The 21571-nt window shown below is 48.6% G+C and carries 17 protein-coding genes; 6 read left to right on the top strand and 11 right to left on the bottom strand.

The window, feature by feature from the left end; all coding sequences use genetic code 11:
• Positions 1–165: 165 nt before the first annotated feature.
• The 3 genes from M2134_RS10265 to M2134_RS10255 form a co-directional block, all read right to left on the bottom strand.
• On the bottom strand, positions 166–642 hold the full coding sequence (locus M2134_RS10265; protein ID WP_280752452.1) for a hypothetical protein: 477 nt from the start codon (positions 640–642) through the stop codon (positions 166–168).
• Positions 643–1525: 883 nt separating this feature from the next.
• Entirely contained in the window at positions 1526–2446 is a 921-nt protein-coding gene (locus M2134_RS10260) for a carbohydrate kinase (RefSeq protein ID WP_280752451.1), read from the bottom strand.
• A 23-nt stretch (positions 2447–2469) separates the two neighbouring features.
• On the bottom strand, positions 2470–3081 hold the full coding sequence (locus M2134_RS10255; protein ID WP_280752450.1) for an SIS domain-containing protein: 612 nt from the start codon (positions 3079–3081) through the stop codon (positions 2470–2472).
• 119 nt (positions 3082–3200) lie between these two features.
• Here M2134_RS10255 and M2134_RS10250 point away from each other — a divergent pair, with 119 nt between their 5' ends.
• Complete coding sequence (locus M2134_RS10250; RefSeq protein WP_280752449.1) at positions 3201–4421, top strand: pitrilysin family protein; 1221 nt, start codon at positions 3201–3203, stop codon at positions 4419–4421.
• Between the two features lie 117 nt (positions 4422–4538).
• On the opposite strand, the gene M2134_RS10245 is transcribed toward M2134_RS10250, so the two are convergent.
• The 4 genes from M2134_RS10245 to M2134_RS10230 all read right to left on the bottom strand — a co-directional run bounded on the left by M2134_RS10245 (position 4539) and on the right by M2134_RS10230 (position 10752).
• Positions 4539–5120, bottom strand: coding sequence for an ACP phosphodiesterase (locus M2134_RS10245; protein ID WP_280752448.1), 582 nt, complete (start codon positions 5118–5120; stop codon positions 4539–4541).
• 29 nt (positions 5121–5149) lie between these two features.
• Entirely contained in the window at positions 5150–6547 is a 1398-nt protein-coding gene (locus M2134_RS10240; protein ID WP_280752447.1) for an alanine/glycine:cation symporter family protein, read from the bottom strand.
• A 108-nt stretch (positions 6548–6655) separates the two neighbouring features.
• On the bottom strand, positions 6656–8347 hold the full coding sequence (locus tag M2134_RS10235; protein WP_280752446.1) for a hypothetical protein: 1692 nt from the start codon (positions 8345–8347) through the stop codon (positions 6656–6658).
• A 164-nt stretch (positions 8348–8511) separates the two neighbouring features.
• On the bottom strand, positions 8512–10752 hold the full coding sequence (locus M2134_RS10230) for a T9SS type A sorting domain-containing protein (RefSeq protein ID WP_280752445.1): 2241 nt from the start codon (positions 10750–10752) through the stop codon (positions 8512–8514).
• Positions 10753–11036: 284 nt separating this feature from the next.
• Between M2134_RS10230 and M2134_RS10225 the strand changes: the two genes are divergently transcribed.
• The 5 genes from M2134_RS10225 to M2134_RS10205 all read left to right on the top strand — a co-directional run bounded on the left by M2134_RS10225 (position 11037) and on the right by M2134_RS10205 (position 18908).
• Complete coding sequence (locus tag M2134_RS10225) at positions 11037–11585, top strand: RNA polymerase sigma-70 factor (protein ID WP_280752444.1); 549 nt, start codon at positions 11037–11039, stop codon at positions 11583–11585.
• A gap of 74 nt (positions 11586–11659) precedes the next feature.
• On the top strand, positions 11660–12844 hold the full coding sequence (locus M2134_RS10220) for a FecR family protein (protein ID WP_280752443.1): 1185 nt from the start codon (positions 11660–11662) through the stop codon (positions 12842–12844).
• A gap of 45 nt (positions 12845–12889) precedes the next feature.
• Complete coding sequence (locus M2134_RS10215; protein WP_280752442.1) at positions 12890–16285, top strand: TonB-dependent receptor; 3396 nt, start codon at positions 12890–12892, stop codon at positions 16283–16285.
• Positions 16286–16306: 21 nt separating this feature from the next.
• Positions 16307–17734 carry a RagB/SusD family nutrient uptake outer membrane protein gene (locus M2134_RS10210; RefSeq protein WP_280752441.1) on the top strand — a complete coding sequence of 476 codons (1428 nt, stop codon included), beginning with the start codon at positions 16307–16309 and terminating at the stop codon, positions 17732–17734.
• Positions 17735–17744: 10 nt separating this feature from the next.
• Positions 17745–18908, top strand: coding sequence for a metallophosphoesterase (locus M2134_RS10205; RefSeq protein WP_280752440.1), 1164 nt, complete (start codon positions 17745–17747; stop codon positions 18906–18908).
• Between the two features lie 24 nt (positions 18909–18932).
• On the opposite strand, the gene M2134_RS10200 is transcribed toward M2134_RS10205, so the two are convergent.
• From M2134_RS10200 to M2134_RS10185, 4 genes are all read right to left on the bottom strand, one after another.
• Complete coding sequence (locus M2134_RS10200; RefSeq protein WP_280752439.1) at positions 18933–19598, bottom strand: M15 family metallopeptidase; 666 nt, start codon at positions 19596–19598, stop codon at positions 18933–18935.
• Positions 19598–20419, bottom strand: coding sequence for a glutamate racemase (gene murI, locus M2134_RS10195; RefSeq protein WP_280752438.1), 822 nt, complete (start codon positions 20417–20419; stop codon positions 19598–19600). Before murI ends, M2134_RS10200 begins: the two co-directional genes overlap by 1 nt.
• A 19-nt stretch (positions 20420–20438) precedes the next feature.
• Complete coding sequence (locus M2134_RS10190; RefSeq protein WP_280752437.1) at positions 20439–20942, bottom strand: OmpH family outer membrane protein; 504 nt, start codon at positions 20940–20942, stop codon at positions 20439–20441.
• 66 nt (positions 20943–21008) lie between these two features.
• Positions 21009–21524 (bottom strand): OmpH family outer membrane protein, encoded by a 516-nt coding sequence (locus M2134_RS10185; protein WP_280752436.1) that lies wholly within the window; start codon positions 21522–21524, stop codon positions 21009–21011.
• Positions 21525–21571: the final 47 nt, after the last annotated feature.

The raw sequence follows: 21571 nt of genomic DNA, 5'->3' as shown, positions 1-21571 counted from the left end.
ACGGGTGGTCCCGCCCCTTGCCGCTAGGGCGCTCCCCGACCGATGAGTATTGATTTATTAAAAAAAGATGCTGACACAGTTTCTCGGACACGCCCAAAAAACAATTTAAAAAAGAGGATATGAACCCTTGTCATACCCTCTTTAGATACTCTACCCACAAAACGATTATCCTTTTTCCATATTCCGTTCGTGGCGGAACTCTTTTCGGTGAGGAGGCCGTTCTCCCCGGGGCGCTCTGCGCATTTTTCCTTCATGGGGCGGGCGTTGTTTCTCAAACCTTGGCCTTTGCATCTCCTGATACTGTTTGAATTGTTCCTCCGTCAGTATCTTTTTCATCTCTTCGTCGCGTTCACTTCGCATAGCCAACATCCGGCTGTGTTGTTTGTCGCGCAAGGCCCTCATCTGTTCGCGTTCCGCCTTTCGGTTCTCCTGATCCGCCAATCTCTTCGTTTTCATCGACTCCTGGAGCTTCTGATAGGCTGCGATCTGCTGCTCATCGAGTTTCAACCTCTCCTCCATACGTTCCATACGCTTGTTTCCATCTCTTCTCTGCTCCGGTCCTCTCCGCTGCTGTTTCTCCTGTGCAAAAACCGACACAGCACTCAACAAGATAACCATACTCAATCCTATTACCTTTTTCATAAAACTAATATCTATTAAAAATATTCAACATTCTTTTTACCTTACCAAAGCGCTTTGTGTATTCATTGACAGGAAAGAATGCCAAAGGTTTAATGAGAAGATCATTTTAAAGGAACAAATGAACTGTTAATATGAGTTAATTCGTTAGATTTTTCGAAAACCCTCAACTTACGATTTAAAACTTTCGCCCGACTTTTTGTGCAAAAAGGCAGGGGTATTTTAAATTAGTCAGGCGAGTAACACTTTTTAACGTATGAGATTGTTACAAAAAAGGCCTTTTTGCTTAAAAATTAGTTTTTAACATTTGCCCAAATCGCTATCGATGGAGGAGGGGGTATAGTGATTGGTGATTAATAGTTTGACATAGGGAACAGGTATTTTTCTTCAGGTAGGAGGAGATGGGAAGGAGAAGGGAGAAAGGAGAAAGGGAGAAGATGGGAAGGTTTGTGGGAAAGCACGCCGCAGGCGTGAGATTATGCATAACCGTATGCAAGCGTAGCGCAGCTTACGGTAGAGAATCATCTATATAAAAAGCCCCGCATGGGGCGGGATTATGGCAGATCTCGCACCTGCGGCGCTTGATTGACAGGTAGTCGCTATACCGTAAGCTGCGCTACGCTTGCATACGGTTATGCATAATCTCACGCTTGCAGCGCTCCTTGGGAATCAAATCGGAGGAGAGGGGGAAGGTTTTACAATCATAAAGAGTATAAAAGTAGTGACAAAATTTCTCCTCCTTAGCAAAGGAGGAGAAATTTTGATACTACTTTATCACTAAGAAATCTTCATTTTTTACTAAATCTGAAGACGCCCTTTCTCCTTTCTCCCTTCTCCTTTCTCCTTCAAATCTTCCAAAATCTGAAGATTTCCTACCTCCCTTCTCCTACCGATAGCTTTCGGCAAATTCTTGGGAGATGTAGTTGTCGTAGCTTTTGCAGGCTTCGGCGGCGAAGTCGATGGCGCAGCGCATGACATTGGCCTCTGTCGTTTTGTCGAGGGTGTTGAGGTTGTCGTGCGTGACATGGTATTTCAATAAGCCGTAGATAAAGCCGGCGTTGAAGTTGTCGCCTGCTCCTACCGTGCTCACCGGCGTGATGCAGGGTGTCGGGAAATGCTCCCGATTGTTTTTAGAAAAGATCGTCACGCCTTTGGAGCCGTGGGTGCAAATCAACCGCTCGCAATAGAAGCGGATATGTTGTTCGTAGATCTTCTCCATATCTTTTTCACCGTAGAGCCAGAAGAAGTCTTCGTCGGATCCGCGTACAATATCGGCATACTCCAGGTTCTCGATCAGCGCCGGGCGCAACCGGAGCGCTTCGTGGGCATGGGGCTTGCGGAAGTTGGGATCGTAATAGATAATGGCTTTCCTGTCGCGGGCATATTGCAGAAACTCCGCTACCCTTTCGCGGACAGCCGGGTTGAGGGCGTAATAGGAACCGACGATAAAGATATCGTTCTCCTGGATCGTCGGGAAACCAACATCCAGCCGCTGTGCCGGATAGTCTTTGTAGACCATGTAGGAGGCGTTTTGCTCTTCGTCTAAGAAGGCCAGTGCCAGGGGGCTTTTCCCGTCCGGATAGGCATCAATATAGTCGGTGGAAAGGCCGTTTTCCTGCATGAAACGGCGGATGATATCGCCGATCGGATCGTTGCCCAGTTCGCTGATAAAACAGAGGGGCACCCCCATACGGGCGAGAGAAACAAATCCATTGAATACTGTCCCGCCCGGAATGGCTCGATGGGGCTGATCGTCTTTAAAAATGATATCGAGGATGGTCTCGCCAATCCCAATGACTTTGCGCATAGAAAATAGGGTAAACGACGGAGTTATTCTTTTTCGCTTTGCTCGCGGCTCTTCGAGCCCAGGTAGCCACCATGATGGCGTTTGGCGTAGTCGCGGTTAGAGAAACCAATGCGGCGCATGGTGCCGACCACCAAAATATCGCCGATCACCGTCATCGCCGTGGTCGATGTGGTAGGTGCTAAGCCGAGAATACATACCTCTGCAGGGTTACCGGTAGGCAGACAAACCGTTGCTTCCCCGGCCAACGGGCTATCGGGGTTCGCGGTGATCACAATAAACTTAATGCCCGGGGCTATGCCGCGTGCCAACGTGACCAGCTCCAACAATTCGCGTGTCTTTCCCGAATTGGAGATCAATAACATCAGGTCGTTGGGGCGTACGATACCCAAGTCGCCATGTTGTGCTTCACTGGGATGCAGGAAGTAGGAGGGGGTACCCGTGGAGCTGAACGTCGTAGCGATATTCATCGCTATTTGCCCAGCTTTGCCCATACCACTGGTGATCAGCGTACCGCCTTTTTCATGGACATGCTCCAAAATAAGAGCTACCGCTTCACCATAGCCTTCGACTACCGGTATGTTACGCACAGCCGTGGCTTCCTGATCCAGGATATTCGAGATTTCTTCTTTCGTCATAGCATTTTACTTTTTGCCACAAAAGTAGGGAATTCTCTTAGGATAACAGCCACCGACCGACTTTTTTCTTTTGTCTGACTAATTATCGTATCTTTACGCGCTCAATAAAAAAGCGACAAATGCACTATCACATACATCAACTGCCGAACGGTCTCAGGGTGGTTCATCTGCCGATGGAATCGCCGGTTTTCTATTGCGGATTTGCCATCAACGCCGGGACACGCGACGAACGTCCGGGCGAATTCGGGCTGGCTCATTTCGTGGAGCATATGCTGTTTAAAGGAACCGAGAAACGCCGTTCCTGGCATATCCTCAATCGCATGGAACATGTCGGAGGGGAGTTGAATGCCTATACCACCAAGGAGGAGACATTTATCTATTCCGCTTTTATGGAAGAGCATTTCAGTCGTGCCTTTGAACTATTGTCCGACCTGGTGTTTCATTCCCAGTTCCCGGCGCAGGAGATCGAAAAAGAGGTGGATGTGATCCTGGACGAGATCAACTCGTATGAAGACAGTCCGTCGGAATTGATCTATGATGAGTTCGAGAACCAGCTCTTCAATGGCCATGCCCTGGGGCATCATATCCTGGGCGATGAGGCCTCATTGCTCTCTTTCCGCCCGGAGACAGGACGTTCGTTCCTGTCGCGCTATTATGTGCCATCCAATATGGTCTTCTTTTCGATGGGACGACGTCCGTTTGCGAAGATACTGAAGGAGGTAGAAAAGGCCTTGTCGGACATCAACCTGCCGGGGGAAATACTCAATCGGGAGGCGCCGCCCTATATCGCTCCCTATCATAAAAAGGTGACGAAAGATACCCATCAGGCGCATGCCTTGATAGGTAGTCGCGCTTTCAATATGTTTGAAGAGAAAAGGCTTTCCCTCTTTCTATTAAATAATATATTAGGAGGGCCGGGCATGAACAGTCGCCTGAATGTCTCTCTGCGCGAGAAGAACGGCCTGGCTTATAATGTGGAATCGAGCATTATCTCCTATACCGACACCGGACTGGCGAATATCTATTTCGGCACCGATCCCAAGAACCTGGAGAAATCGCTACGGTTGGTACATAAAGAGTTGGAGAAGATCTGCCGGGAGAAACTCACCGGCTCGCAGCTTGCTGCCGCTAAAAAGCAGGTGATCGGGCAAATGGGTGTGTCGAGCGACCACCGGGAGGGGGTATTCCTCGGTTTTGGAAAGAGCTTTCTGCATTATAACCGCTACGATACACTGCAAGAGGTGTTTGCCAAGATCGAAAAGATCACCGCCGAAGATATCCTGGAGGTAGCCAATGAGGTATTTGCCAAAGAGAAACTCTTTAGTTTGATTTATCAGTAGTTGTCAAAGAAGTTAAAGAAGTTATCAGTCGCTTCGCTCCTTTGAAGTCAAAGAAGTTAATTTCGACTTGATAATTTATCCTACTTGACTTCTTTAACTTCTCTGACTTCTTAACTTCTAAGAAGTCGCAAAGCGGCTGGCAAACTCCTGCAACTCTGTAAAGAAAGGGCGAAACACATTCCATAGCTCCGTTTCGTGTTCCTGAAGGTAATCGATCGCTTCCGAAGGGGAAATGGTGATGCGGTGTACGCTGACCATGATCTCTAAGGCCTCTTTGATGCCCTCCCGGCTGGCGTATTTATATAGGCGGTTGGTTAGGATAAAGTGCCACATAAAACGCTTAAAGCGATCCGGAAGATACCTTCGGTAGCGGATCTGCGTAAAATAAAAGCCTCTGGCATATCGTTTCAGGGGAATATCCGAGAAGAGATCGAACCGGGAAGCCAATAGGTAGTCGAAATAGATATCGAGTAATACGGCTGAATAACGTCCGAAATAAGGGCGCATCTGCTGAATCGTTGCTTTGACAGCCGGGTGGTTATCGGTGAAATCGTCGATAGCCCGATGCAGAAGGATACCGTCCCGTATAGCCGGCGGATAGTTTTTATAGGAGCTGCCTTTCACCGCATCGGCAAAAAAGTTCCCAAGCTGCTTTTTCTTGTCAGCACCGGAAAGGAATATATGAGCCAGGTAATTCATGTATGTATAACAAATCAGAGTCTATTCGGTTACCAGGCATCCAATTTATCTTTCAGATCGGGAAAGGACTCTTTTCGGAAGACAGGGTTTTTCACTCCTTTACGTTTCTGTGTCAGATAGTCGTCCAACAGGCGGAAGGCCTGCTTGCCCAACAGGAGAATAGCCACCAGGTTGCAGGCGGCCATCAGTGCCATCGTTACATCAGCCAGGCTCCATGCCAATTCTAAGCTCGACAAGGCGCCAAAAAGCACCATCGCGCCCACCAAGATCCGGTAAACATACAAGACGGAACGCCGGGAGGTAAAAAAGCGTATGTTCGCCTCTCCATAATAATAGTTGCCGATAATACTACTGAAGGCAAACAAAAGGATCGCCACGGCAACAAAAATGCTTCCGCTACTGCCTATTTCGCTGGTCAATGCTGTCTGTGTCAATGCGATGCCGTTCAGCGAACCATCCAATGGCACCCGGCTAAAGAGAATGATGAAAGCCGTACAGGTGCAGATCACTAAGGTATCGGTGAAAACGCCCAAGGCCTGGATCAGTCCTTGCTTGACAGGATGGGAGACGTCGGCTGTAGCAGCCACATTGGGTGCCGAACCCATGCCTGCCTCGTTGCTGAAGAGTCCCCTTTTTATGCCTTGCATCAAGGCGGCGCCTATTCCGCCCCCGGCCAGCTGTTCCCAGCCAAAGGCGCTATCAATGATCAATCTGATGACTGCGGGAAGCTCCGTGATATGCAAAAGAACAACACCCAAGGCAAGGATAATATAGCCTACGGCCATCACGGGCACCAGAATACTGCTCACCTTGGCTATCCGCTGGATACCTCCAAAGATGATAAATAGCGTAGCTACTGTCAGTACAATCCCCATCGTGGTCGGATCGGCTCCAAAGGCATTCGCCCAGGCGGCACAGATCGTATTACTCTGTACCGAATTGAAGGCAAAGCCAAAAGTGACACAGATCAACAGAGAAAAGAGAACGCCCATCCAATGCTTGCCTAATCCGCGCTGCATGTAATAGGCCGGGCCACCGACAAAGGAATCCTTGCCTCGTACCTTGTAGAGCTGCGCCAGCGTCGATTCAATAAAGGCACTGGAAGCTCCAAACAGGGCGATCACCCACATCCAGAATACCGCTCCGGGGCCACCCACGGCAATCGCCGTGGCTACTCCCGCCAGGTTACCGGTGCCGACACGGCTGGCCAGCGACACGGCGAAGGCTTGAAAAGAAGTGATCTGCTTCTCGCCCTTTTTTTTGCTTCCCGAGTCGGCCAAGAGGCGTACCATCTCGCCCAGCATGCGAAACTGCACAAACCGTGTACGTAGTGTAAACCAAAGCGCACAACCCAAAAGAAGCCCAATCAGGAGATAGGTCCAGAGAAAGTCGTTGATTCCGTTAATCCAACTACCAAGATGTTCCATAAATAGTATTTTCGGTTTAAAGCCTTACAAAGATATTATCTTCCGGCAGATCACAAAAAAAGCCGCCCCGAAAAGGGACGGCTTTTCTATGATATTGGAATAATCCGCTTATTTGATCAAACCGGAGAAGGCTGCATCAGCAGCATACTTAGCAAATTCCAGGTCAAGAGCTGCTTCTTTCTTCAAAGAAGGATCTTTCGCGATAGCGGCTTTCAGGCTACTAACCACACCTGCAGAGTTGTTTGTGCGTGAAGCAACAACAGCTTTCAGGTAATCGGTAACAGCATCAGCGTTGGCTACGGCGTTCAGCGTTTGTTGTGCTTTGCTATAGTCTTTTACCATGATCTGAGCCAAAGCAGCATTGTTGCTCTTGATTGAACCGAAAGAGTTCACAGCTTTCGCATATTCGCCTTGTTCCAGATACAGAACACCCAGTGCTTCGCTCAGTTCAGCAACGCCTGAAGCGCTACCCAGTAACTGTTGTGCTTTTGTTTTGTCGCCTTTTGTCAATGCGATCAAACCTAAGTTCATGTTAGCTTCCGGATTGCTCTTTACAGAGTTAGCTTTGTTGAACATCTGTTCTGCCTGCGCCAGGTCACCAGCTGCAAAACGCATCATACCGATGTTGTTCCATGTGCGGTAGTCGCTCGGATACAATTCGCTTGCTTTCTTATAGATAGCTTCTTTTTCAGTTGCGTTGTTGGTCAGAGTAGCTGCATACAGAATTTCTTCTACTGTCAGTTCTTTCGGGCTGCTCTTAGCCAAAGCGCTGATTTCGTCGTCAGATTTACCGATGATTTCGATATTAGCTGTCAAACGAGAACGACGCAGTTGCGGCAGGATTTCGTCAGCCAATACGCTGAATACAGAAGAGATATTCTTGATTTCTTGTTCACGACGTTCTGCGTCTGTGTACATAGACAATACACGCAATACGAGGTCTTTGTCCTGGATGTTTGATTTAGAAACCAATTGTTGGAATCCGTCCCAGTCCTGAGCGGTGTAACGAGCGTCAACAGGCACGTCTACTTTCGCTTTCTTCAATTCTCTGTTCAGGTATTTAGAAGTGTTTGCTTCACGTCTTTCTGCCAGACCTGTGTTCAGTTTCACACCACCATCAGGAGATGCGTAAGCCGAAATTTCGATAGCTACATTCTGGTTAGGTGCTTCGTCAGCATTTTTCACCAGGTTTTTCCAGTCAGCGATTTCACCTTTGTTCAATTCTTTTGAACGCAGTTCAGCCTGTTGGATAAGGAACATGATGTTAGCATCGTGTGCTTCCTTGATGATACGTTGGAACTTGTCAGCACCAATTGCTGCAGAAGCCGTACCGGCATCCGCCAAAGCAGAAGTAGCCAATACACCTTCACCGATCTTCAGATCCGGCAATTGGATTGTTTTGTTCTTGATCTTAGCATCGAAGGTCAGGAAAAGTTCAGATTTCTTCATTTCCGGTTTGTAAGCAAACTGGGTACGCATCGTTACGTTACCACCTGCTTTCTGCGGAATCACCTGATGGTTACCGCTTACTTTTTCGCCCTGATAGGTAAAGGCGTCGCCCCAAGCTTCGCCACCAGCATAACGCAATACCGGCGTTACTGTAACCGTTGCATTTTTGTTAAACCATTTAGCAGGGAAAGTGGCATTGATAGTTACCGGCACTTGTCCGCCAATAGCTTCCAGCGGTTGCGGTTCCGCTTTGATGTAGTCACTAGCTAACGGTTTCAACTTGCCTGAGCAGGAAGAAAGAGTCAGAATGGCTGCCAATGTAAATAATGGCAATAAGATTTTTTTGTTCATAATTCGATGTAAGTTTAAATGTTACTTTATATTAAATATTTATGTGCTTAGTGTGTTTCTCATATCTGTGTTTAGCCCTTTACTGCACAATAACAGCAATATGCAAAACTAAACCTTTTTTTCGTTATGGATAGCAAATAAGGTATAAAATCTTTCTATTTTGATTAAAATAACACCTTCTTTACCACCTGATTGTTATTGAATGTTATTTTCAGCAGATGAACGCCCGGAGAATACGAAATGAGGGGGATCGTTTCCTGCTGATTGCGCAGCGAAGAGGTCTGCAAAACGCGCCCTTGTATATCCATAACAGCAAGCTCACCCTGGTTGATTCCGTCCGGTAAAAGCAGGTATAATTGAGAGCGATCGGCACTCAACGACACCAATACCTGGTCGTCTCGATCCATGCCCGTGTTGCCGCTTTTATCTTCTCGTTGAACCACCGGATCGACAAACAAAGAGGTTGCCATCGCCCGCTTGGGATGCGCCGATGCCTCTATCCACTTCTTGTCATAAAAGAGCCAGGTAGTGTTCTCCGCCCCCTCTCTCTCCGGCAGGTTGAAGGCTGCGAAGTAGCACTTTTCCGGAGCCGACAAAATACGGTATCCGATATAAAACCGATCTTTTACCTCGACCGGTTTCGAGAAGCGTACGAAGTTCTCCTGCGTTCGTCTCAGGCTCTTCTCTCGCTCCGTGAAAGAGCCGCTTTCCCTGTCCCAATCGGTATAGGTAGGCAGGAAAGGCTCCGCGTGCAGGAGTTCACCCGGCGTTTCCCCGCCGCCATACAGATGTATTTCCACCTCCAAGCCCTCATAAGAGTTGCCTACGGAAGGTGTTACCAGATAGACCCCATAGACCAACGCATTACCCGCGACATCATAGCCCTCTACATAGGTCGTGGCGTCATACGGATTGTTCCCGAAAAGTGGGATCGTCTCATGGCTATCGGGGATGGTGGTCATTGTTATTTCTTCCTGAATACCACTTTGTTTGACATGGCTCAACCGCTCACAGGTCTCCGATTCGGTATAAGGATTCAATCCGCCCCATTTCGTCACCGCCTTACCCGACGGGTTAAGCCAGTGTTTCAACTGCAGGCTCTTCTCCTCATCAGGCTGCCAACAGGGATGAAACGCGTAGAAATAATCGCTTTCAGGTCTCGCGCAGGAAGAAGATCCGCCAGTCAGCAGTCCGATAATACTTCCTTCGTTATCGAACAGCGGAGAGCCCGAAGAGCCTCCTGCCGTACTGCCTTGTGTCCATCGATTTACATACCAATGGGCATCGGTGGTGAAGCCCATCGTTTTATAGGTAGTCAAAGAGATTCCGTCGTCCAGCCAGTTATAGCGTTTCAACGACGCCTGTGGGTGGTGAATGTTAAAATAAGGTGCTTCCGGCTCTTCGGCAAGGGTCCACCCCGCGTAATAGGGCTGGTAATAGGCTGGCGGAGTCTCCAACAGCTCCAAGAGAGCCATATCATGCGCCTCATTCATCGCTACCAGTTTCGCGGAGGCCATTGTCAACTCTTCGGTAGCTCGAACAATTGTTTCGCAAAGAGGGCTGTTGTAATTAAAAAAGGTCACAACAGTGCCCGCTTGCACATGAAACTCTTCCGGATCCGTAATGCTGAAATTATAATTGATGCAGTGCGACGCCGTCAACAGATAGGGTTTGCCATTGTTATCCGTATTGTTCACCATCACCCCCGTGCAAAAACGCTGTCCGTCGATAATCAATAAAACCACACTTCGTCCCAGCTCATCGGTCACGACCGGATCATCCGGCAGGCAGGCCAGCGGTAGCATACAGGAATAAGAACCATTGACATCCGTAGGCTCTCGGTCGCGGAAGGAACGATAGGCATGATTGACCTCCCCCACCCGCAATATACCGGCAAAAGGCACATTCGCCGGCTCTTGGTATTCCACGATGATTTCGTCGCCATCGACCGGTGAAACCGGCAAAATACGCAGCTCGGAATTGTTACGATGCGTGAAAGCGCCCAATACATGCGTCTGGCTTTTATTATAGAGGAAAAGGCGCGCGCCCGGAGGTATCTCAAATTCAGAAAAGAGGAGATTGATCGAATAGGCACCCACGGAACGAATACCCAATCGCCAGACGCGGGTGCCGTCGGCCAGGGTGAAAGAGGTGCCGGAGTTCTGGGGCGTGAAATCCGTCATAAACTTATAGGCGAACCGAAAGCTTCCCCGCATATCCTCCCCGGTAAGGGAATCGAGGCGCAGCTCTTCCGCCACATCGAAGGCAGGCATCTCCTCGAACAAAACGGGTACCGCGCTCCGGGTGAGTGTCAGCGGCAACGGCTTCCCTCCGGAGCTGATTTGCGCTGTCGCGATCAGCCGGAAAAGAAAGAAAATACTTACTAACAGGGTGATTCTTTTCATTTCTTGTTTTGATGGAAAAACAAATGTAGAAAAAATACCTATTCCGCCTCACCGGCCAACTATCATTTTGTCAAAAAAACAGGACTATTCCACTTTTCTCACGAAATTTCACCCTCTGAGAATTTTTTCTCACGCCGGTGAGAATTTTTTCTCACGGTTTTTTAAGCGCTGAGAAAATTCTCAGGATTTTGTCATGTACTTAGTTTTTCCTGTCTAAATATGGTGTTTTTGTTTTGTTGTACTATATTTGTAGTAACAGAGATCTATCTACTTAAACCTGTCCGGTGGAAGAACAAAACGACCATATCAATATTAATTTAGCTAAAGAAGATGTTTTTCGGGATGTCTTTGACACATTCTATATTCCTCTTTGTCTGTTTGCCAATAAATATGTGGAAAACGATGCCGTGGCTGCCGATATCGTACAGGACTGTTTCGTCAAACTCTGGCAGATCCGCACGGATTTCTTCTATCTCCATCAGGTCAAATCATTCCTCTATACCTCGGTGCGTAACAAAGCGCTCAACGAGCTCGAGCACAACAAAGTGGTCGATGAATACGCTCATAAATTCTTAGAAAAAGAAAAAGAGAGCTTCTTCCACGATCACCTGATCGAGCAGGAGACCTACCGTGTCCTGACCGAAGCCATCGATCGCTTGCCACCCCAAACGGCCGCCGTGATGCGTCTGGCCATGGAGGGCATGAAGAACGCGAAAATCGCCGAATCCTTAGGCGTTTCGGAAGACACGGTGAAAACACTTAAGAAAAATGCCTACAAAAAACTACGTGTCTACCTGAAAGAATATTATTATTTGATCTTTTTATTTGTTTAATTCCCCTTTCCATTCACCCTCTTTTTTGACTTGCCTGTTAGTATAGTATAAAGGATATTTAATCTATATACTATATGCTTACACCCAACTTCAGAATAGCCCACCTAATTGCCGGACATATTGCGGAGACGCTCACGCCGGAAGAACAACAGGAATTGCACGCCTGGCGCGATGAATCGGCAGAGCATGAACACCTGTTCCAGCAAATCCGGAAAGAAGAGAATATAGCCGCCTACCTATATGATACCGGGAAATTCCCGAAAGAGGAGGGCTGGCAGGTGGTGAACAGCCGGATTCACACCTCCCTTCGTCGTAAACAGATCATTCGTATCCTTAGTTATGCCGCCATTATTCTATTCCCTCTCCTGATCGGCACGATGGTGATCACCCTGAATAAACAACAGGAGGAATCGCAACTTGCCCATACGACACAACCCGTCACTATCCTACCGGGCGAACGCAAAGCGATGTTGACCTTGGGCAACGGGCAGGTGATCGACCTGCAACAAACCGAGCAGATGGAGGTGAACGAAGACGACGGCACCACCATCGATATCGACCAAACAACACTCAGCTACCAAACGGTAGAGAAAAAAGCCAAATCACAGGAGGTTATCTACAATAAAATCGATATCCCACACGGCGGCGAATACTCGCTCTTTCTGGCCGATGGGACAAAAGTATATCTGAATGCCATGAGTTCACTGCGCTACCCTGTCCGGTTCACGGGCGACACACGTACCGTTGAATTGGCAGGAGAAGCCTATTTCGAGGTGACGCGGAGCGACAAACCTTTTATTGTGCAGATCGGCGAGATGCGGATCGAAGTGTTGGGTACCACCTTCAACATCGCGGCTTATCCGGGTGAACAGGCCTATACCACCCTGGTGGATGGCCGCGTTAAGGTATTGGCACATGAGAACGGAGCGGAGGTAATTCTGAAACCCTCCGAGCAGGCGGTATTCAACACGGAAACAGACGATTTCAGCGTAGCCACCGTTGATGTTTCCCTCTATACCTCCTGGATCAATGGGAAAATACATTTCAAAGACGAACGTCTGGAAGACATTATGAAATCCCTCTCTCGCTGGTATGATATAGAAATTGTCTATAAAGATAAGGAGGTTCGCGACATCCGCTTCGGATGCAATGTGGATCGGTATGAGAATATCAACCCCTTCCTGGAACTATTGGAAAAGACCGAAAAGGTAAAGATTTCGATGGATAATAAGCGAATTATTATTCAATCAAGAAAATAATTCTTACTAACTTAATACTAATTGTTTATGAAAAAGAGACTGAAAATGAACAAGAACATGAAGCATTACATGGGTGCATTCCTGCTCTTTCTATTCCTGGCCTCAGGAATTGCTCAGGCATCGGATGATGTAATGGCACAAACGACCGTTACAGCCCGCTTTAACAATGTAACTTTGAACGACGTTCTCTGGGAACTGAAGAAACAAACGGATTTTACATTTATCTACAGCACCAACGATGTGAAAGAGGTGAAAATTGAAGAGTTGAACGTAGCCGAAGAAGATGTAACCAACATCCTTGACAAATGTTTGGAAAACACCAACCTGACCTACACGCTGCACAACGGCGTCATCGCTATCCGCAAAGCGGCTCCGAAAACCGAACCGGCACGGACGGCTCCGCAACAGCAAAAACCAACCCTGCAGGGCTCGGTATTGGATGAGACGGGCGAACCCTTGTTAGGTGTGAATATCATGGTGAAAGGCACTACCCTGGGCGCCGTGACCGACATCGACGGTAATTTCATTCTTACCCTCAACAAAAACGAGCCGGTGACCATCCAGGTGTCCTATATCGGTTACCAGACACAGGAACTCCGTGTCTCTCCGGGACAAACCATGCGCATCGTGATGAAAGATGATGCGGAAGTATTAGGAGAAGTGGTCGTGACCGGATATGGTACGTTTAAGAAATCGGCTTTCGCCGGTTCAGCTTCTACCATTAAGATGAACGACAAGATCGACGTGCCGGCGACCGACTTCAAATCGCTGATGCAAGGTAGCGCGCCGGGTGTACAGGTGACCAGCACCTCCGGAGCACCGGGTGGTAGCACCAGCATCACCATTCGCGGATTGGGTTCGTTTAATGCCTCTACCAGCCCACTCTATGTGATCGACGGCGTGCCGGTAATGACCAGTATCTCGACCAGCAGTGACGCAGGAACAGATATCATGAGCTCACTGAATACCTCCGATATTGAAAATATCACCGTGATCAAGGACGCGGCAGCCGCTTCGTTGTATGGATCACGTGCCGCCAACGGGGTCGTGGTAATCACTACCAAGTCGGGTAAAGAGGGAAAACCGCAATTCAACCTAAAGGCTGACTGGGGATTCTCTAAATACTCCATGCCGTTCCGTGAAGTGATGGGTGGACAGGAAAGACGCGATACCTTCTGGGAAGGACTCTACAACCAGGGACGTTACCTGAATAAGCTCTCCGATGAAGATGCCCGGAGTTATGCCGACAAGAACATCGACGCCTGGGCTCCCTATCCACAAGCTCCGGAAGGAATGAATAAATCACATCCCGAATATTACAAATGGGCCTCAATCGTTGAGACCGGTTGGGAAGACTGGGAAAAGGCGTTGTTCAACGATAGCGCTCCGTACGAAAACTATGAGTTCTCTGCATCAGGGGGTGACAAAAAGACCTCTTACTATACCTCCCTGTCGTACAACAACCAGGATGGTATCGTGCGCCAGCAGGGCTTTGAACGTATCACCGGACGCGTAAACGTGAAGTATAAGATGACCGACAAGCTGCAGGTAGGTGCCAATGTGCTTTATTCGAAAATGACCCAGCTCTCCAGCTCGGAAACATTGACCTATACCTCGCCAATGTACTCTTCTCGTCATAAGAATTCGCCTTCCGATCCGATCTATAACCTGGACGGAACCTACAATGAGAACCTATTGGAAAACGGCAAGCGTAATGCGAAGTCGCAGTTAGACCTGAACTACAAAAAGACAACGGTCGACCGCAGTTTCAATACTATTTTTGCTAACTATACCTTTATAGAAGGTCTGGTGTTTAATACCACCTTTAGCATCGACCGGATCAACGAAGCCTATAAATCATGGACCGACCCGCGTTCGACCGACGGTAAAAGTGATAATGGTTCGATGAGCATGCACTCTTCGCAATACGACAAGATGGTTTGGAAGAACAACCTGATGTATGACCGTAAGTTTGGCAGCAAACACAATACAGACTTCCTACTCGGTTATGAAATAGAAGAGCAGAAGCGCAAATACCTGAGCGGTTCTATCAAAGACTTCGCAACGGTTGAGAAGCACAATATCTCTAACGGAGCCAATATCAGCGGCCTTTCCGGTTATACCGATAGCGGTTGGCGCCTGGTGTCTTACCTGGGTCGTGTCAACTATAACTACGACAATAAATACTACCTGGGGGCAAGTGCCCGTGTCGATGGTAGCTCTCGCTTGCACAGAGATAGCCGCTGGGGTACGTTCTGGTCGGTATCAGGTGCCTGGCGACTCTCCTCCGAAGCGTTTATGGAATCGATACAAGATGTATTGAACGATGCTCGTATCCGTGTTTCTTACGGTAGCAACGGAACCCTGCCTTCCGACTATTATGGCTATTTGGACCTGGTGCAGTTTGGTTATAAATACAATACCAAACCGGGTATGCTGGAAAGCCAGATCGGTAATAAAGACCTGAAATGGGAAAAGAACTACAACCTCAACGTAGGGGTTGACTTCCGCCTGTTCGACCGCATAGGCATCACCGTGGAAGGCTATCAGCGCAGAACTTCCGATCTGTTGAACAACCTGCGCCTCTCGAGCGTAACTGGTTTCAGCTCCTTGTTGACCAATATCGGAGAGGTTGAAAACACCGGTATCGAAGTAGACCTGAATGCCGATATCCTCCGCACAAAAGATTTCTCCTGGAACTCGGCGTTGAACTTCGGACATAACAAGAATAAGATCATTGCCCTGGGTAACGACCAGACAGAAATCACCGGATCGTCTACCATCCGCCGGGTGGGTGAGTCTTACTACAGCTTCTATGTGAAAGAGTTTGCCGGTATCGACAGCGAAACAGGTTACCCAACCTACTACATCAACGACCCGGAAAATCTGGCCGATCGCAGTACCACCAACGATGCCGGTAAAGCCAATTATATCCTTTACAAACATGCCGATCCGACAATCAGCGGTGGTTGGACCAACTCATTGCGTTACAAATGGTTCGACCTCAGCTTCCTCTGGACATTTACCCTGGGTGGTCATTCCTATGACTCGGGAGCAAGCAAACTGGAACATGCCGGAAAATCGGAAAAAGGAGCGATCCAAACACTCTATCGTGACCGTTGGCGTCAGCCGGGCGACCAGACCAATATCGAAATGTTTATGGTGGGTAACCCCTACAGCATGGCCAGCGTTGTCAACTCCCGTCGTATCCACTCGACAGACCATCTTCGTCTGAAGAGCCTGACATTCGGTGTTGCTATTCCGAAAACATGGGCAAAAAAGGCCTACTTAGAGAATGTCCGTTTCTTCTTCTCGGGTACGAACCTATTGACGTTTGCCAAGTATAAAAACTACGACCCGGAAGTAGGGCGTAGCGGCAGCGTAGACTTTGGAGCACCTAAGATGAAGACGCTTACGTTTGGTGTGGATGTTAAGTTTTAAACCATTAAAATGAAGAATACAATGAAACGAATATATTTATTTTCAGCAATCACCAGCCTCTTGTTTCTTTTCTCCGGTTGCGGCAACGACTGGCTGGACGATATGACTCCAGTAACACAGGTGGAGACAGATAAGAGTTTGAATACTCCGACAGAAGCCGAATATGCCCTGAACGGTATCTATACCGTATTTCGCAACTACCAGTATTATGGCGCCCGCCAGACCTATTATGCCGATGCCAAAGGCGATGATATGCAGGCTCGCGGCGACTCCAAGCGCGTAGCGAAATACTACCTGTTTAGCCACAATCCGGTGGATGTGCCCAGCTCGTTCTGGAGCTATCCCTACATCATTATCCGCAACACCAACAATGTGATCCGTTTTACCGATGGTTTCTCTGAGGCGGAGATGACAAGTACCCTGAAAGACATTCGCGGACAGGCATTGACCATTCGCGCGATGGCTCACTTCGACCTGGTGAAGGTGTTCGGAATGCCTTACACCAAAGACAACGGCGCTTCGCTGGGTGTACCTATTGTGACTGAGAAATTAGAGTATAATGCGCAACTGTCGCGCAATACGGTGGCCGAAGTGTATTCACAGATCATCGACGACCTGAGAGAAGCGGCAGGTCTTCTCTCTAAGTCGAGAAACGATGGCAAGGTAAACTGGTTTGCCAACCAGCTATTGCTGGCACGTGCCTACCTCTATATGGGCTTGGATACCTTTGCGTATAGAACCGCTACCGACCTGATCGCGGAAGCCGACAAGGGCAGTACCTACAAGTTGTTTACCAATAAGGAATATGCCAGCGCCTGGAAACAGCAGACCGGTTCGGAATATTTCTATGTGATCCTGAATGACGCGGCAGAGATCTCCGACTCCAAAGAGTTTGTCAGCTACCTCATGCACCGTTCGGGCTACGATGATATCAGCCTGAGCACCGACTTTATGAAACTGATTAAAGAGGATCCCAACGATGTGCGCATCAAAATCATCGAGCAATATAAAACCGATCGCGACTATCTGAAGAAATATGAGTCGCCCGACTATAAGGTATCTAATATCCCGGTATTGCGTATCTCCGAGGCTTACCTGATCGCTGCCGAGGCGGCTGTTAAACTGGGCGACAAGGTCAATGCAGCGAAATACCTGAATGCCATCGTTAGCCGCGCCAATCCGGAAAAGAGTGTGACAGAAGAAGAGTGTGACCTCGACCGGGTACTCCTGGAACGCCGCAAAGAGCTGGTGGGTGAAGGACACCGTTTCTATGATGCCATGCGCAACGGCAAAAAGATTGTACGCGCAGGCAAGTCGCATAGCTCAGCCCTGTTGACGCCCGAGACACGCGAATTCGACTGGAATTTCTACAAGATCGTATTGCCGATTCCTCAATCCGAACTGAATGCAAACCCCAATATGGTACAGAATCCGGGGTATGGTATTTAATTAAAACGTTATGAAACTAAATCGTCTAAACATCTATTTTTTCACATTATTGTTTTGTCTGATGGCTTGCGGCTCCGATCAGGAGCCGGCGCCTCAGCCAATCAAACCGGTTGAAAAGCCTAAACCTGTATTCAGCGCCCCCGACGGTCCCTATCTGTTTCACCAGGCGGATGGATCAGTTCGTATGATAGGTGCCGACGAAGCGGGCTACGCGATCGATACCCTGTTTGCCGCCTGGCCGAAAGACTATATCATGCAGGTGGTATCGCACAACAAAAAACACCGTTTCACCGTCCGATTGCAACCCTTCGAACGCCAACCGTGGAAGCAGGAGGCACCCGAAAAGCTATTGGTTATTTCCGACCCGCATGCCAACTGGGATTGTTTCCTGAGCGTGTTGCAGGCTAATGGCGTGGTCGACGATAACTATGCCTGGAAGTACGGCAAGAACGGTCTGATGATTATCGGCGATATCTTCGACCGGGGGGATGATGCCGTGACCATCTTTTGGCTCACCTACAAATTGCAACAGGAAGCACGTGCGGCCGGTGGAGCCGTTCATTTTATCATTGGCAACCATGAATCGATGATCCTGCGCAACGACCTGCGCTATATGACCGAGAAATATACCCAGATCGCTGCCCATTTCGAGATGGACTACGCGAAATTCTTTGGCGCCGACACAGAACTGGGTCGTTGGATTGCCGCCGGCAATACGATGCAGATCATTGGTGATGACCTCTTTGTGCATGCCGGGCTGGGCGAAGCCTTCTATAAGGGAGACTATAAGATCCCGTATGTGAACGAACAGATCAGCCAGGGGATATTTTTAGACAAAGATGGAAGAAACAAACTTTCCGAACATTCCGAGTTCCTGTTCTCGAGCAGCAGTAGCCGCGAAGGAGGTCCGGGACCTATCTGGTACCGTGGTATGGTAGGTCGTGATGGCGAAGAGCCTGAGCTCGACGAAGCGATTCTCGATGCCCTGTTGGAACGCTATGGCGTGAAACGCATCATCGTGGGGCATACCATCTTCCCCGAAGTATCCTTCTTTTACGATGGCAAGGTGGTGGCAGTCAATGTCGACAACAAGAAAAACTACGACCGCCTGGGCAGCCGCGGCATCCTGATCGAAGGGGGCAAGACGCGGATCATCAACGACAAAGGGGAATAAACAAAGATACCTGTTTCCGCTTCCTTACTCTATCACAGCGTAATGCTCTCGGGCGTAAGGGCGGGAACAGGCATTGAAATGCCACCATTCATAGCGGATGGAGGTGAAGCCGGCCTGGCGCATGACCGAACGAAGCAATTGACGGTTGCGCGCCTCTTCCCGGCTGATAAGGCCTTCATTGACCAACGCCTCCTCATCATCGGTATGGGCCTCCCGCCCAAAATGATCGACAGCCGTTCCCATAGATAATGGACGCCCGTCGCGGTCGATCAACGAAACATCTACCGCCATGCCATAATTATGAAGTCCTCCCCCATTAGCCGGGTTGGCCACATAGTTGGTTTTATCCGTTCCCCTGACCAACGCCCACATCCTGCGCTGAACAGACATCGGACGCGCGGCGTCATAGACAATCAGGCTGTATTGCGGAGCGATCTCACGAAGTCGTTCTCGCGCTTTAACCAGTTTGGCAGCGGCATCGGGATGCAGCCAGGCTTTGGTGATGCCCTCATACACCGCTTTCTCCATAAAGTTATCGGGACGCGCATAGATCAGTTCAACCCGGATGGTTGAGTCCAAGGCAGCGATGTCGACAAAGCCTTTTTCAGCCAACAGGCTGTCTCCTTTTTGTGCCGACAAGGGAGAGGACAGGAAAAGGGAAAGAATGGCTAAGAGAAGAGCGGGACGCATCAGTCGATGGCTATTTGTTCGACATCCACCCGGTCGCTTAGGAAGAGAGAGGCGGCTTCCGAGAATTTCTCTGCCGATTCGGTAGTCAGGAAACGGCTATGTCCGCCTTTGGCGAGGCGTGTCTCCATCTCCGGATGGCGGTTAAGGTAGTCCGCCAGGCTCTCCGCCACATATTCGCCCTGCGACAGCAGCGTCACCCCGGCAGGCAGGTGAGAGCGGATCTTATCGATCAACAGCGGGTAATGGGTACATGCCAGGATCAGCGTATCGATCTCGGGGTCTTTCCCCAGGATATGGTCGATATGTTTCTGTACGAAATAATCGGCACCCGGGCTATTGAATTCATTATTCTCTACCAAGGGAACCCACATGGGGCATGCCTCACCCGTCACCGTCAGGTCGGGAGATATTTTATCGATTTCGAGAGTGTAGGATTGGGAAGAGATGGTGCCTGTCGTGCCCAATACGCCGACGTGGCGGCTTTTCGTCAGGGAGGCGACGACTTCGACCGTAGGGCGGATAACACCCAGTACGCGTCGATCCGGATAGAGCTCCGGCAGGTCTTTTTGTTGTATACTGCGCAATGCCTTGGCGGATGCCGTATTGCATGCCAGGATGATCAGAGGACAGCCCTCTTCAAAGAGGCGCATGACTGCCTGGCGGGTGAAATGGTAAACCACTTCAAACGAACGTACCCCATAAGGGGTACGCGCATTATCTCCTAAATAAACATAATCGTATGCCGGAAGCCTTTTGCGGATCTTATCGAAGATGGTAAGTCCGCCGTAGCCTGAATCAAAAATACCAATAGGACCTTTCATTCATCCGGTTAGAAGCGGTTTATTTCAAACCCAATTTGGCTTTTACCAACGGGGTGATATCTTCGGCATCAGCACCGACATAAATCAAATTGGCCACATCGATGATATAGGTAAATCCTTTTTCCGCGCCTACATCGCTGATCGCTTTCTGCAGTTTCTGATTCACAGGAGCCAGGAGTTCGCCTTGTTTCTTTTGAATATCCTGTTGAGCAAACTGGTACAACTCTTCAGAGCGAGCATTAATCTGTTCGATTTCCTGCATACGTCTCATCTTGATATTTTCACTCAGTGAATCTTGTTGCGCCATAAAGGCCTGGTATTTATTCTGAGCATCCTCTTGCATACCCTTCAATTCGACCATATACTCTTCGTTCAAAGCCTCCAGTTTCTTCATGGCCGCTTCTAATTCCGGCATAGCCATGTAAACCTCATTCGCTTTTACACAAGCAATTTTCGCACCACTCTGCGCGAACGCGCCTAAGGGTAATAACATAACAACCACAAGGGCAATAATCTTCTTCATCTGTATTCAATTATTTATGATTAATATTTCAACTATTTTAAGTCTAAAGTGCACAAATGTACATATTTATTTGGAATATCCTAACTTCACCAATACCTCGTTGCTGATATCGATCTTTGGTGAAGCATAGAGCACGCTCATGGCTGAGGCACGGTCGACCACCAACTGATAGCCCTGGTTTTCCGATATCTCCTTGATCGCGTTATAGATCTCGTCCTGAATAGGCTTCATCAGACTTTCACGTCTTTTGTAGAGTTCGCCTTCCGGTCCGAAATATTGTCGTTTCAGATCCTGCGCTTCCTGCTCTTTCTTGATGATCTCTTCTTCGCGTTTGGTTTTCATCTCCGCGGAAAGGAATACCAGGTCGCTCTGGTAGGTCTTATACATGTTTTGCGCCTCCTGCTGGATGGCTTCGACCTCATTCTGCCATTTCTGGGAGAGTTGTCCCAACTGCTCATTGGTCATCTCATAAGCCGGTATATTCTTCAGGATATACTCCATATCTATCAAGGCAAACTTCTGCGCCATTGCACCGACAGTAGTTAATACCATCAACATGCATACAATCATACTCTTTTTCATAACTTCTCCTTTTTTAATTATATACATAGGACTCATAAACAGATCCA

Origin of the sequence: Parabacteroides sp. PM6-13, from assembly GCF_029892605.1 — a bacterium.
Lineage (GTDB): Bacteria > Bacteroidota > Bacteroidia > Bacteroidales > Tannerellaceae > QVMG01.
This window is presented reverse-complemented; position numbering and strand designations above follow the sequence as displayed.